This window comes from Anaerovibrio sp., assembly GCF_024697385.1.
GTDB lineage: Bacteria > Bacillota > Negativicutes > Selenomonadales > Selenomonadaceae > Anaerovibrio.
Genome location: NZ_JAILFV010000121.1, coordinates 1 through 14,252 on the forward strand (window position 1 = coordinate 1; position 14,252 = coordinate 14,252).

The window sequence follows — 14,252 nt, forward strand, 5'->3', positions numbered from 1 at the left end:
GAGCTTTAAGATGTCCCCTTCCTCTTTAGGTGGGGGAAAACAAACTACAACAGCTGGCGAGCATATCTCCCAGCTCGTTGAAACGCTAATTGGAAGATTTTTCTTCTAAAGAAGAAAAATTTGAACAATGGCGTTATAACACTTGATTTACATCCATCGTGCATATGAGTTCCTTTGGCGAAAAAGACCGTTATCGGCAGGAAGTCCAAGCTCCTACCGATAACGGTCTCATCCACAAATATTTAACGGGTGCACTCCAACCACCATAACAGTGAAGGACATACACCCGTTAACATCACAAAATATTAAATTCGTTTTATGACAGCATCCCGAATGCTGCACCACGGCTATGGTTATTCAAACCGGCCAATGTCTGCTGACTCATGGACTGCATTCCCTGCTTGATAGCCCACAAAGCTATTTGGCTCTGACTATTTGCACTGGCATTATTCACAGACTCTGCGGCAATATCAGTATCGCCTATTGTGGAAACTGCATCATAAAGAGACTCTTCCATAGTGACATAATTGCTGGACTGATAATCCAATCCCTGCTGCGCAGCACCGATATTAGTTGCCTGGTCCAATGCTGTATTTAATGCACTGTCCACAGTTTCAATTGCACTGCCCAAATCCTCAAGACTGCCCAGCTTGATGGTACTGTTACCATCACTGTCCGTCAGGCCTAGTCCCTTGGTACTCATATCCCCAAGATTAACAGTCTCATAACCATTATAACCTGCCACCAGCAATGACTGGCTTCCATCCAGGAGCTGCTGTCCATTATAGGTCACCTGGGAATTGGAATTAATCTGAGACAAGGTCTGATTAACACTTTTCTGCAAAGCGCCAATATCCTGGCTACCATTGGTTCCATTGGCTGCACTGATCAATGTCTGCTTCAGGGATGACAAAGAACTTACAGTATTACCTACAGCACCGGCAGCCACATTCAACATGGAATTAGCTGTCTGAGTGTTGCTGTTTGACTGTGCTACGCTGCCAATATTATTGTACATGCGCTGAATAATGGCATATTCAGACGCACCCTGACCGGCATTATAATATTTGGAACCTGTCGATATCCGTTGAATACTTTGGGCTTGCGTTGATTGGGCTCGATTAAGATTGTTAAGGGATTGGTTTAACCCGCCCATAACTCCACCGATACTCATGACATTCACCCCTCACTAATACACATAATAACCTGCATAATTCGAGATTTTTACTATTATTTAATTTATTTTAAATTGTATACATGCCCATTGTCAACTAATATTTTTTAACATTAAAAATAACCAATATAATAAATCCTTTAACTAAATTAATTCCAGTAAAAAAATGCTATTACTTATTTTTTTTAGTATAATATTTTTGTATAAAACCTACTTTTGTCCGATGTCAAAAGGGGTCAAAGTGATATACTCAGATATGTGACTTTTACCCGTCAATTTTCGAAGGGCCTCTACAGGTAGTTACCTTAGAGGATGAAATTTACTATAGGACAATTCTTATTCCATCACTTCCTACGGAGGAAATTCATTTAATGATTAATTTATCTCAAATTGCAACAGAAACTCCAAACCCTTCCACAGCATCCATCGACAGGCTATCCACTGATGATATGCTGGCCCTTATCAACACTGAGGATCAAAAGGTAGCCTTATCCATAAAACCGATGCTTCATGCAATAGGTCAGGTAATAGATATTACTGCTGACAGATTGCGCAAGGGAGGGAGGCTCTTTTATATAGGTGCCGGCACTTCGGGACGCCTGGGTATTTTAGATGCTGTAGAATGTCCTCCTACCTTTGGGACCGATCCTGACCTGGTGCAGGGCATCATTGCCGGTGGTTACAATGCGATTTTTAAGGCCGTAGAGGGCGCCGAGGATTCACTGGAGCTTGCCCCAAGGGATTTAAGGGAGCGCGCATTCTCCCCAAAAGATGTCCTGGTGGGTATCGCCGCTTCGGGGCGCACACCATACACCCTGTCGGCTCTCCAATACGCCAAATCAATTGGTGCGGTGGCAGTGTCCCTCACCTGCAGCCCTAACTCGCCAATGGAGTCTGCAGCTGATTACTCTATCGTAGTTCAGCCAGGGCCTGAAGTTATTACAGGCTCTACCCGTCTGAAGGCCGGTACCGCCCAAAAGCTGGTGCTCAATATGATCTCCACCGGTACAATGATCAAGCTGGGCAAGGTCTATGGAAATCTCATGGTTGATGTAAAGACCTCCAACCAGAAGCTCAATGAACGGGCAGTCCGCATCGTTATGGCAGCCGGAAAATGTGACCGGGAAACAGCCTCCGTTGCTCTAAAAAATGCCAATGGTCAGGCTAAATTAGCTATTTTCCACATTTTATCCGGTAAATCCATAGAAGAATCCCAAAAAATACTGGATGATTCTGATGGATACATTGGAAAAGCACTGGAAGCTCTCCCAAAAATCTAATTCATTCAGGGGATTTCCCTGAATTCACAACTACTCTAACCGCTAACAGCAGATAACAGTAAAAATCGAGGTATACTCAATGGACTATAAACAACTGGCAGAATCTATCCTTGCCTCCGCCGGAGGCAGGGAAAATATTACAGAAGCAGCTCACTGCATGACCAGGCTAAGATTAAAATTCACATCAGAAGCTATGATTGATGCAGCAGCAATAGAGAAAACAGAAGGTGTTTTGGGTACAAATATGTCATCCACAGAGTTCCAGATTATCCTTGGCCCAGGGCGGGTCAATGGTGTATATGAGGAATTCACGGCCCTTCTGGAAAATCATGTAGTATCTCAGCCTGCCGATAAACAGGCTGTTCCTATTGGGGACTACAAAGCGGTCAAGGAAAAACTGAAGGAGAAAAATTCCACTCCCTTTAAGCTGATGACCAGGCGTGTTGCAAATATATTTTTGCCTCTTATACCGGGCTTTATCGCCTGCGGCCTTATAACAGGCTGTTTAAATATTGCCCTAAAGTTAGATCCCAGCCTTGCCGGCAATTCTATGGCACACCTGTTGTCCATTATGGGCAACACCATATTCTTTGCCCTGAACATTTTTGTAGGTATCTACACGGCAAAGGAATTCAGCGGATCTCCGATAATGGGCGGCCTTTTGGCTACTGTTATCAGTCACCCCATGCTTGGTGATATTCAGCTGATGGGCATGCAGCTCACACCTGGACGAGGCGGTATAATCGCCGTCCTGCTTGTGGCTTTTTTAGGTGCAGTACTGGAAAGAAAGCTGCGGCAAATCATCCCTGAAATGTTCACCCTTTTCCTTACACCTCTTGTGGTTCTTTTGGTGGGTGGCTTTGCTGCCATCCTTGTACTTCAACCACTGGGAGGAGTAATAGCTGAGCTCATCGGCAGTACAGCCACTGAAGCCGTATCCAGGGGAGGAGCCCTGACGGGATTTATTCTGGGGGGCATTTGGCTGCCTTTGGTCATGCTAGGGGTTCACCAGACCATGACGCCGATTCATGCCCAGCTGTTATCTGAATATGGTGTCACTATTCTCCTGCCTATCTTGGCCATGGCCGGTGCGGGACAAATAGGTGCGGCATTGGCTGTATATGTAAAAACGAAAAGCAAATTACTCAAAAAAACTATTATCTCCGCACTTCCTGTCGGGCTCATGGGAGTCGGTGAACCTTTGATATACGGCGTCACCCTGCCCTTGGGGAAGCCCTTTATCTGCGCCTGTATCGGTGGTGCGTTTGGCGGTGCGTTTCAGGCAGCCTTTATGATAGGCTCCACGGCTATAGGAATATCCGGTCTGCCACTGGCTGCTGTTACCGACAATATTCCAATGTACCTGGCAGGTCTTGTTGTAGCTTATATTTCCGGTTTTTTAATAACCTACATCGTAGGTTTCGATGACCCCACAGAAAGGATTAACTGATATGGATAATGGTATCTCCGTGTATATTGGCCTGGATAATACCCTGGAGGAAAATATTGAACTTATACGGCAGGCCGAGGCATGTGGCATTCGGCGGATATTTACTTCCCTCCACATACCGGAGAGCAATAAGGATGCCCTCAAAAAGGAGTTCAGACAGTTACTGTCAGTCGCAAAAAGAGAAAACGTGGATGTTGTTACTGATATTTCACCTGCCGTTATGGATATCCTGGATTTGCCGGATTTATCACTGGAAGGTTTTGCAGCTATGGGGATTACCACCCTGCGTCTTGATTACGGCTTTAGTGCTGAGGATATTGCCGGGATGAGTCACAACAGCCTGGGCATAAAGCTGCAGCTTAATGCCTCCACCGCCACTCCGGAGCTTCTTGAGTCTCTTGCATCGGCAAAGGTCGATATGAATACCCTTGAAGCGTCACATAATTTCTTTCCCCGGGAAAATACCGGATTGGAGGAAGCATTTTTTACTGCTAAAAATCAACTGCTTCACAAATATGGCGTAAAAGTAGCCTGCTTCATTCCCAGCTTCAATCGTCCCAGGTCGCCAATCGGCGCCGGACTGCCTACACTGGAGCAGCACAGAAAAACCAGCTTTGATTTTGCCCTGCGACACATGCTGGCCCTGAATGTGGATTCTGTCTTTGTAGGAGATTCTCTCCCCAGCAGTGATGAACTGAAATTACTTGGAGAACTGCAGGACTCCACCCACATAATCCTAAGGCCGGAGCTGTGGACCAGTAAGCCAGGGATACTTGCATTACTGCACAAGGAATATACCACCCGCCTTGACGAGGCCAGGGATGTGATACGCACCCAGGAAAGTCGTCTGTATCTGAAGGAAGCCGGCATTCATCTTCCACCTGAACAATGTGGCCCGAGAAAGCGTGGTTACATCACCTTGGACAACATCAACTATGGTCGCTATCAGGGTGAACTACAGATTATAAAAACTGACCTGCCTTCAGACTACCGGGTGAACATAGTAGCATCACTTTCCAACAATGAACTGCAGCTAATAGACTACCTCACTCCTGGCAGGGGTTTTAAATTCCTGTTCTGACTAAAAAATATTTAAGCAAAAATGGACTCCCCGAAGGGAGTCCATTTAATTTTACCAATATACTGTTGGAACCATGACAAGCTATTGCCAATCAGCCATTAGAAGCGGCCTTTCTTACCACATCATAGTCAGAATCCTTGGCCTTTACGAAGCCGTTGAGCTTGATGCTCTTCATCAGCTGGCCACAGGCAGCATCACTGTCAGTCATGCGCTCAAAGGCTGCAGTAAGCCTGCTGATAACCTCCGGAGAAACATCCGGCGCTGCAGAAATTGCATCCTTTGGAATTGCCTCTGTCATAAAGATGATGTCCAAATTATCTGATGCACGGCTGCCAGCTGCTTCAAAGGCTTCGGAGTAGGTAGCACCAGCCTCAATTTCACCATTGAGCACAGCATCTATAACCTTGCTGTGGCTGCCCATAAAGCGGGTAGCGCCAAAGAAGGTATCAGGATTCTTGCCATTTTCTACAAGTGCTGCCTTTGGATACACATAACCCGAGGCAGATTTCTTGTCCACGAAACCAAAGGACTTACCTGCCAGATCATCCAGAGTCTTTATGCCACTGCCCTTCCTGGCGATGATATAACCGTTATACGATGTTGCATTATTAACCTTCGGAGTGACCAAAGGAATAATATTTAACTGATTCTTAGTGGAAACATAGGTTGCCGGTGAAAACCAGCCAAAATCTGCCAGCTTGTTTTTAAGGGCATTGCCTATAGCTTCATAATCCTTAACAATTATTACCCTGGCCTTCAGTCCGGCATTTTGGGCAACCTTGTTCAGCACAGGCTCATAGGTCTGCTTAATCTTCTCAGGCGGTGCAAATGGATTTACGGCAAATATAATTTCATCATCTGCCTTAAACTTCACAGCCACCTGTAATAATTCATCACTTACATTCAACAGGGAGCTTGCATAGTTCTTGATGGTATCAAGGCTGTCAAGCTGCCTGCTGACACTGGCACTGGTTTCCTGGGTGTTGCCTGCTATCTCTACAGTAGTCTGACCTATTCCCTCAATAACCCTGGCCATCTCATCGGTAGTCTCGCACTGCTTTACAGACATCTGACTAAGGCTGTTGACCACAGACTCTATTGTATGAATATTCTTTACCATCTCACCCATGGCAGAAGCCGATGAAGCCGCCATACCTTCTACATCGGACAGACGCTGGCTTCCATCGCGCATGCTCTTGGTAACACCTGCAGTAGTGCCAGTGATTTCACGGACAATTTCTTCTATTTCCTTTGTGGTTCCTTCACTTTCAGCAGCCAGTTTTCTTACTTCCTCAGCTACAACAGCAAAGCCTTTTCCATGCTCTCCGGCACGAGCTGCCTCTATGGCCGCATTCAGTGCCAAAAGATTGGTCTGGCTGGCTATACCACGAATTTTCTCAACAAAATTTTCAATTTTCTCAGATGCCACATTAAGCTCATTAATATCTGCCACTGCTGACTGTACTACCTGACCAACATTTTTTATGGCAGTGCTCACCTCATTGATTGCATCCTGATATTTTTCTGCCAGATTTGTTGAATCCCTGCACTGTTCAAGACTTGAATTGGCTGTTTCTGAAACATTGTGTGCTGAACCCGCAATTTCCATAACACTTGCAGATGCTTCCTCCAGGCTGCTGGCATTACCCTGGCTCTTGGCACTGATGGACAATGCAAGCTGGTCCAGTTTTTTCAAGGTATTTTTGAACTGATCTATTCCCCAAAGCAGCTGCTCAGATGCATAGGCCATTTCCTCGGATATACTGAGCATATCAATATCATGCTTCACAATCTGTGGCTTTTTGGCAATCCGTTCAGCCGGCCTTACTGCAGGTACCGGAGGAGTACCTGAGATAGCATTGCTGTCCTTTAGGATGGTGTTCACCCCAAAAGCTCCAATTGCACCTGCAACGATAACTCCCACAACAATGGCAACAGCTGTCCCCAAGCTGCTGGAAAGGAGTGCCCCGGCAATACAGCCAACAGCAGCACTCAATACCTGACATAAAATAAGCTTTGTCTTCATTCCCTATTTCTCTCCTTTATCATAGTGATATTCTCATGTGTCAACAAATTCTACCTGAAAACACACAGGATATCACAAAAATGGATAACCCTATAAGGGCTCCAACAATTGACCCATTCATACGAATCCACAACAAATCCGGTTCAGCCTTGTCGTATACCAGATGGTTCATCTGATCATCCGTGAGGCTGCCTATCACATCACAGGCTATATCCCCCAGCATCTCCTGCGCCTGTAATGCCCCTCGTCCTGTAATCTGATATACAGTATCATTGATAGTCTCAACCAATCTTTGATTATTTCCCAAAACCCTGTATATACTGTCTACAAGAACAGCTGCAAATCCATATATCAATTCCCCGGTTTTATTATCCTCAGAAATATCAATATCTGAAACTGCCTTACTTACACTAAAACCACCCTTTGTACCATTCGACCACATGCCTATAAAATCCTGCTGACAACTCTCGTTATTTAGGGACAATTTTACCAGGTCTGACAGTGCTGAAATAAACACCTGTCTTTCCTCTGCTCCCTCCTGCTCCAGTAAGCCCAATATCTTTTGGGACTGGGCTATCGTAAGCTCGGTGGCCTCTTCAAGATTAATGATATTCGTGGCTTCTGCTGCCCCTGCCATCATTTTGACAAAGGGGCTGTCCAGCTTCTCATCACGGTACTGTTCAAGGTATCCAAACAGCATAACCTTAAATTCATTTCCGGAAACAAAAGGTTGTGCTCTTTGTACCAGAGTATCCAAAATACCTGTGGCAATACTGTCATATTTAAGCTCTGACCGAATTTTTTCCAACAGGGTGCTCCCGAAAGCATCGTCATCTATCCATTGAGTCAAATTATCTCCAATGGCGTTCTTCCAAGCATCAGAATGCTGTATCAGCACTCCCTGGAGCCATTTGGCAACGGTGGCCCTGTTGGCTGAATCAGCCAGCCAAGTTTTTATTTTCCCTGCATAATCAATGGATTTTGCCTTTTTTAACAGCTTCTTCCTGGAGAAAAATTCATTTTGCAGCATTCTGCCTGTGGCCTTGGCAAATGCCTCCCGGCGTCGGGGCAAAATAGCAGTGTGATAAGGAAAACCCAAGGGTTTCCTGAAAAGTGCCGTCACGGCAAACCAATCCGCAATCCCGCCTACCAGGGCTGCTTCTGCACAGAACAAAATCCCATCCGCAAAAATATTTTGAGGATATTGAATATGCAGGCACAGGGCAAACAGGAATATGGCTGCCGCTCCCAACAAGGTTTTATCAGCTTTGTTCCAATTATGCCATATCATGGATGAATCACCTGCCCCGCGAAATAAACTACACCATATAATATCATTCCCGCCAGGGCCCCTACAACAGATCCATTGATTCTGATCATCTGCAGGTCGTCTTCCACCTTTTCCTCGGCAAAATTCACAAGGTCTTCATCTGAAAGGGCATTCAGCCGTTCCTCGATAAGGGATGTTATGGCATCATGATTTTCCTCCAGCTCTACTGCCATCCAGTTCTTGATCACATTATCTGTTTTTTGTTGCCATGTACGATTGTCAACAAAATTCTGCAAAAAATCATGGGTGGCTGCTTTGACTCTAGCCTCTACAGGGCTGCTTTCCGCCGCCATGGCCATATATTTGGTCAGAATGGCCGCTACAAAATCTTCTGTAAGCATCCCCATGAACCGCTCCAGCATTTTTTCCCGAAGCTGCTGATTGCCAACAAATGACTGTAAATACAGGCCCATCTGCTGAGAAAAAATCTGTAGTCTGAATTCGTCCCCTCTAACAGCATCAATCCATTCAGACAGTTTTCTTAAAAGAATATCCGTCAACTTGGGGGCATCCAAACCCAGGAGGCCAAGAACAAAGGCCCGGCCTGCGCCATCACCCTCATATTTTTTCAAAAGCTCACGGACATTGTCCTGAAGTACCTTGTGCAGCTCTTCATCCTTAATAAGACAATCGCTGTTGTCAAGAATCCCCTTGATTAGCAGCTGTGCAGCTTCATTCCCGGTCAATCTTGAGACTATTATCTCCTGAAAAGCAGGAGCAAGCTTTTCAGCCACCAAATCCCGAAGCTTTGGGGCTATTACCTGCGACATGGCCTTGATATCAAATTCCCTTAACAGTACCTTGGTCAAATCTGCCGTAAGAACAGCCAACCGTTCTTTCCCCTGATAATCTATATATGTCGCCAAAAGCCCTGCAAGATTTTGCTTGTGAACGAATTTCATTACATTGTCAGTATTTAGTAAATCATTCCCGGTAAATTCCACCAGAGCATCCATTATTCTCTGACGGTTTTTGATAAGTATTTCAGTTTTATAGGAAATACCAAGGGGTTTGCGAAACAATGCCGTTACGGCAAACCAGTCCGCCATGCCACCAATAGTAGCCGCCAAAAAGCCATTATGCACCATGCCACCAAAAAAACCCCAGGATGGCCATGAAGCCGTAGCCACTGCTCCTAAAACACTAGCAGCCAGTACCGTAGTGGCTTTATATTTTTTCTTCATATTTACACCTGTTATATATCAAAACACTTTGGCCAGTGCCCCCAAAACCTGAACCCAACATATCACCGGATGCAGACGCATCAGCTTCACCTCAGGCCTTTCTAGGCATGACAGACTGATTTTTGCCCCTTTCCTTGGCCACTGAAAGCATCAGCTTGATGCGGTTCATCTGATTAACCTCACTCGCTCCGGCATCACAGTCAATGGAAAGGATATTAACATCCTTGTAATAACGACGCAATTCATGGATAACGCCCTTCCCGGTAATGTGATTTGGCAGGCAGCCAAAAGGCTGAAGGCAAACCACATTGGGAACATCATTTCTGATCAGTTTGACCATCTCTCCGGTGAGGAACCAGCCTTCACCGGCCATATTGCCAAGGGAAACATGCTGCTTGGCCATTTGTGCAATATCCTTGATAGTGTGAGGTGGCGTAAACCTTTTGCTGTGCTTCATGGCTTTACGCACCGGCCTACGATAGAACTCCATAAGCTGAATAAACATCTGGGCTATCAGCTTATTTTTCAGTTTTCCGTCAAGAAGCTCCCTCTTGACTACAGCATCATAGGCAGAATACATAAAGAAATCCACGAAATCAGGCATTACTACCTCAGCCCCTTCCTCCTGAAGGAACCTTTCTATATGATTATTAGCCACAGGATGGTATTTGGCCAGAATCTCGCCAACTATTCCCACCTTTGGCTTCCACAAATTCTCATCTATTGGAATGGCCTCAAAATCATCCACTATGGCCTTTATATTGGCAGAAAAACGCTTATAGCTTCCCCGACGCTGTGACAGGTCCTCCCGACAGCGCTCCATCCATATGTCGTAGAGCTTTGCCGCCTCGCCTTTGTGCAATTCGTATGGCGTCACACGATTCCTGACATTCATCAGAACATCACCATACACTGCAGCCTTAATGGCATCAATAAGGCTATCCCTGGTAAATTTGAAGGCATCTGTTTCCAGTCCCCAGCAGGCAAACACAGGAATCTGTGGGTACCCGGCATCCTTCAGTGCCTGACGCAAAACATTCATATAGTTGGTGGCCCGACAGGCACCACAGGTCTGGAACAACATAATAGAAGTATTGTCCGGATCGCATTTCCCCTGCTGTATGGCATTAAGCAGCTGTCCAATAACCACTATGGCCGGATAGCACATATCATTATTGACATACTTCAACCCGACATCCACTGCCGAGCGTGGCATATCCGGGATGATAACCTTATAGCCATGCTTGTTGAGCACTGTCTGGAAAAGATTAAAATGAATAGGTGCCATCTGAGGGGCCAAAATGGTATGTTTGGCCTTGCATTCCTCTGTAAAATACGGCCGTTGGGATATTTCCACTTCATTATAGCCAGAAGGCTTGCGGCGAGCCAGGGCAGCAATCAGGGAGCGCAGTCTTATCCTGGCCGCGCCAAGGTTGCTAACATCATCCAGCTTAATCATGGTATATATCCGGTCATGGTCCTCCAAAATGGATTTTACCTGGCCTGTGGTCAGGGCATCCAGCCCACAACCAAAGGAACTGAATTGTATCAGCGTCACATTTTCATGCTCTGCAACATAGTGAGCCGCATGATAAAGGCGGGCATGATAGCTCCATTGGTTGACTATTTTCAAAGGCTCGGACTTAACCGGCATATGATATACTGCATCCTCAGAAATAACAGGCAAATCATAGCTCTGGATCATTTCCGGTATACCATGGTTTATTTCGGGATCAATATGGTATGGACGACCGGCCAGCAGGATAACATGCTGTCCCTTGGCTTCGGCCTCCCTTAATATTTCAGCACCCTTCTGACGGACTTCCTCACGATAATGCTCCAGCTCATCATAGGCTTTGGCTGCTGCCTTGGTTATTTCACCCTTGCTCAGCCCTTCCCTTATCCCTAGCTCCTGATAAAGCCGCTTCACCATTTTTTTCTTGTCATTGATTGGCAAAAAAGGCTCAAGGAAGTCTATATTTCTGTCCCGCAAAATGTCCATATTGCCCCGGATATTCTCTGCATAGGACGCCACCACCGGACAGTTGAAATGATTGTCCGCCGGATGGTAATCATCATCCATGTTGTATGGAAGACATGGATAAAAAATCTTATTTATGCCGCGCTCTATAAGATCCATTATATGGCCATGCACCAATTTTGCCGGATAGCACAGGGAATCCGACGGCACGGTTGCCATGCCGCTGTAATAAAGTTTTGCTGAGGACTCACCTGAAATAACCACTTCATAGCCCAGTTCTGTAAAGAAGGTAAACCAGAAAGGATAATCCTCATACATATTGAGCACCCGTGGTATGCCAATGCGCCCACGATGGCCACCAACCATAGGCTGATAGTGATTGAACAGCCTGTCATATTTGAAGCTGTAAATATTGGCAGCTGTGCGCTCCTTCTTTTCCTTGCCGGCACCACGCTCACAGCGATTACCGGTGAAATAACGGCCGCCATCAGGGAATGTCTGTACCGTCACCTGGCAGGAATTACCACATCCCTTACAACGGAAGGAATTGGTCTTGACAGAAAAATTCTCCAGGGCCTCAGCAGGTAAAATATCAGATTTGGTATTACCGGATTCCAGGGCCAAAATTGCTGCACCATAAGCCCCCATCAAGCCTGCAATATCAGGGCGTATAACATTTCTTTCTAGCAGCAGCTCCATGGAACGAAGCACTGCATCATTGTAGAAGGTCCCACCCTGCACGACTATGTTCTGCCCTAGGGAGCTTACATCCTTGAGCTGCATAACCTTAAACAGGGCATTTTTTATGACGGATAACGCAATACCGGCAGAAATATCCCCTACTGCTGCACCATCCTTTTGGGCCTGCTTTACCTTTGAATTCATGAATACGGTACATCGGGTACCAAGATCAACCGGTGCCTTGGATTCCAAAGCCTTGGCTGCAAATTCTCCCGCCGTGAGATTCAGGCTTTGGGCAAAATTCTCAATAAAGGAGCCACACCCGGCTGAACATGCTTCATTGAGAATAATGCTGCCTATACTGCCCTTATGAACATAAAAGCACTTCATATCCTGACCGCCAATATCCAGTACAAAGGAAACATCCGAACAGAATTCCTGTGCTGCCCTGAGATGGGCAAAGGTTTCCACCTCGCCGCCGTCTGCATGGAGGGCCGCCTTTACAATAGCCTCCCCATACCCGGTAGTTGTGACGGAAGCGATATAGGTATCCTCATTCAAGGCAGCATAAAGCTCTCTCATTTCACCGACTACAGTTTTTAGTGGCGAACCATGATTGCTTCCGTATGATGTGTATAAAAGCTCCTTGTTTTTGCCAATGGCTGCCAATTTGGTAGTAGTTGAGCCGGCATCAATACCCACATATACCGGTCCATGATACTGGGCCATATCCGCCTTTGGCACCTTGTCCCTTGCATGGCGTTCCCTGAAGCTGTTGTAATCCGCCTCATCCTTAAACAGCACAAAATCCGCCTGATGATTCTCAGACGCTACAATGGATTCAGCCTTGCTGATGCAGTTATTTAATTGGGCAACATCTATCTCCTGTGCTTCCTCTGACATGGCTGCTCCAACAGCCACAAAATAATTGCCGTCTTCTACCTTGACCACATTTTCATCCCGCAGCTTCAAGGTTTTGATAAAGCGTTTTTTAAGCTCAGGCAAAAAGTGCAACGGTCCCCCCAGAAAAGCAACATTGCCATCTATAGGACGCCCCTGGGCCAGATTGCTGATAGTCTGATTGACTACAGCCTGGAATATTGACAGGGCGATATCAGCCTTGGCAGCACCATCGTTCATCAGTGCCTGAATATCTGTTTTAGCAAAAACACCGCAGCGTGATGCAATTGTGTATATCTGTTTACCCTTTTCAGCCAGAGCATTAAGTCCCTGTGCATCAGTAGACAGCAGGGAAGCCATCTGGTCAATAAAGGAGCCTGTTCCACCAGCGCATACACCATTCATTCTTTGCTCAGGTGCCTCACCAAAATATGTAACCTTTGCATCCTCACCGCCTAATTCAACCACAGTATCAGTGTGAGGAATCAAGGCCTTAACAGCCGCTGCACAGGCCATTACCTCCTGCACGAACGGAATGCCTATACGCTCAGCGATTCCCATACCAGCTGACCCGGTAAGAGCCAGAGAAAACTTCTTATTCTCAATTACCTTGCTGAGGGCATTAAGGTTTTCCTTTAAGACAGAATTGATTTCCGAAAAATGTCGTGCATATTTCTTATAGACCAATTCTCTTTCTTTATTAAGAACTACTACTTTGATTGTGGTGGAGCCCACATCAATCCCAACCCGTAAAAGAGAATTCATTTTTTCACCACCCGCAAAACTATATAAATGTCTGTACTCATTCACGACAAGCTTCAATCGTGCATACATCCGCTTCTGCTGGCCATAAACAAAATGAACATAATTAACACTAAGGTAAATTATGAGTCTCATATTATTTACAGACACAATAAATCTACTTTATATTATAACAAATTTAACAATTTATTGTATATGTTTTTAAAGTATTACGCGCTAAAGATGTCTCCTTCCTCTATAGGTGGGGAGACATCTTACACCGAGTTATAACGAGCTTTAAGATGTCCCCTTCCTCTTTAGGTGGGGGAAAACAAACTACAACAGCTGGCGAGCATATCTCCCAGCTCGTTGAAACGCTAATTGGAAGATTTTTCTTCTAAAGAAGAAAAATTTGAACAATGGC

Annotated in this window: 8 protein-coding genes; 3 read left to right on the forward strand and 5 right to left on the reverse strand. The window is 45.6% G+C overall.

What is annotated here, in order from left to right:
• Positions 1–316: 316 nt before the first annotated feature.
• A complete protein-coding gene (locus K6C05_RS06880) occupies positions 317–1,174 on the reverse strand; it encodes a flagellin (RefSeq protein ID WP_296732898.1) in 858 nt (285 codons plus the stop codon).
• Positions 1,175–1,545: 371 nt separating this feature from the next.
• Between K6C05_RS06880 and murQ the strand changes: the two genes are divergently transcribed.
• From murQ to K6C05_RS06895, 3 genes are all read left to right on the forward strand, one after another.
• Positions 1,546–2,454 carry an N-acetylmuramic acid 6-phosphate etherase gene (gene murQ, locus K6C05_RS06885; RefSeq protein WP_296732900.1) on the forward strand — a complete coding sequence of 303 codons (909 nt, stop codon included), beginning with the start codon at positions 1,546–1,548 and terminating at the stop codon, positions 2,452–2,454.
• A 79-nt stretch (positions 2,455–2,533) separates the two neighbouring features.
• Entirely contained in the window at positions 2,534–3,904 is a 1,371-nt protein-coding gene (locus K6C05_RS06890; protein ID WP_296732902.1) for a PTS transporter subunit EIIC, read from the forward strand.
• Positions 3,879–4,985: a MupG family TIM beta-alpha barrel fold protein gene (locus K6C05_RS06895; protein ID WP_296732903.1), complete on the forward strand. Its 1,107-nt coding sequence runs from the start codon at positions 3,879–3,881 to the stop codon at positions 4,983–4,985. Before K6C05_RS06890 ends, K6C05_RS06895 begins: the two co-directional genes overlap by 26 nt.
• 91 nt (positions 4,986–5,076) lie before the next feature.
• Here K6C05_RS06895 and phnD read toward each other — a convergent pair whose 3' ends face one another.
• From phnD to K6C05_RS06915, 4 genes are all read right to left on the reverse strand, one after another.
• Positions 5,077–7,011, reverse strand: coding sequence for a phosphate/phosphite/phosphonate ABC transporter substrate-binding protein (gene phnD / locus K6C05_RS06900; RefSeq protein ID WP_296732905.1), 1,935 nt, complete (start codon positions 7,009–7,011; stop codon positions 5,077–5,079).
• A gap of 40 nt (positions 7,012–7,051) precedes the next feature.
• Positions 7,052–8,302 carry a DUF445 domain-containing protein gene (locus tag K6C05_RS06905; RefSeq protein WP_296732907.1) on the reverse strand — a complete coding sequence of 417 codons (1,251 nt, stop codon included), beginning with the start codon at positions 8,300–8,302 and terminating at the stop codon, positions 7,052–7,054.
• Positions 8,299–9,525: a DUF445 domain-containing protein gene (locus K6C05_RS06910; RefSeq protein WP_296732909.1), complete on the reverse strand. Its 1,227-nt coding sequence runs from the start codon at positions 9,523–9,525 to the stop codon at positions 8,299–8,301. Before K6C05_RS06910 ends, K6C05_RS06905 begins: the two co-directional genes overlap by 4 nt.
• 91 nt (positions 9,526–9,616) lie before the next feature.
• Positions 9,617–13,852: an acyl-CoA dehydratase activase-related protein gene (locus K6C05_RS06915; RefSeq protein ID WP_296732911.1), complete on the reverse strand. Its 4,236-nt coding sequence runs from the start codon at positions 13,850–13,852 to the stop codon at positions 9,617–9,619.
• Positions 13,853–14,252 lie beyond the last annotated feature (400 nt).